Source organism: Blastomonas sp. CCH1-A6, assembly GCF_001556365.1.
GTDB lineage: Bacteria > Pseudomonadota > Alphaproteobacteria > Sphingomonadales > Sphingomonadaceae > Blastomonas > Blastomonas ursincola.
Genome location: NZ_LSIS01000454.1, coordinates 1 through 855, shown reverse-complemented (window position 1 = coordinate 855; position 855 = coordinate 1). Strand labels below are relative to the sequence as shown.

Below are 855 nucleotides of genomic sequence, written 5' to 3'. Positions count from 1 at the left end.
CGAACAGCGGCGGCATCTCGCCCTGCGAGATCCCGGCCGGAAACTCGATGAACACTTGGGCTGCATCATCGAAGGCGCGAACCGGCTTCCACGGCACGCGGTCGCCCTCGATCCGGTAGCGGAAGTTGAGCGCCGCGAGGTCGAGGCCGGTCGCGACGGGGGCAGCGGCGGCATTGGCGCCGCGCAGCGCGATGAGCTGGTCCTGCGGATAGGTCCATGAGACCGAGGCCATGTATGTCGATGCGGTCGCGCGCAATTCGATGTGATAGGTGCGCCGGTCGGTATTGATGACGAGGTTCGTGGAAATGTCGGGGCGTGTTGGCTTCGCCAGGATATGCACGCGCGCCGTCGCGCCGCTGCCGCTCACCGTGTCGCCGATGATCCAGCGCACGGTGTCGCCGGCCGCGACCGGCCCGGGCCCCACGAGCTGCTCGCCTTCCTGAAGCGCGATGTCCGTCACCTGGCCGGGCGCGGCATAGACCTGATAGAGCGCGCCGTCCGTCCAGGGATATTGCTGGATGGCGTTGAGGAAACCGTCGCGCACCGGCTGCACGCGGGCGGCCGCGTTGGCGGCCCCGACACGGCGGCGCGGATCGGCGGGCTCGGAAGTCGCTGCCCCGGCCGCGACCGGCTTCAATTGGCCGGGGAGCGGCAGGGGTTCGGGGATCGTCACCACCTCGACGGCGCGGAGCGGTTCCGCGGCCGGCGTCGCCGCGATCTCGCGCGGCGGATCATCATAGCGAATCGCGGGCGGCTTCGCCGATGTGGTGGCGCAGCCGGCGAGCGCGGTGGCGGAGACAAGCAGGACCGCCGAGGCGGAACGGCGAAATGGCGTGTGCGTCATTGCGACAGCTC

General features: G+C 70.2%; 1 protein-coding gene. It reads right to left on the bottom strand.

The genetic code is table 11. The features are described from left to right. A partial coding sequence (gene trbG, locus AX735_RS20550) for a P-type conjugative transfer protein TrbG (RefSeq protein WP_066284295.1) occupies positions 1–844 on the bottom strand: 844 nt, incomplete at its 3' end. Positions 845–855 lie beyond the last annotated feature (11 nt).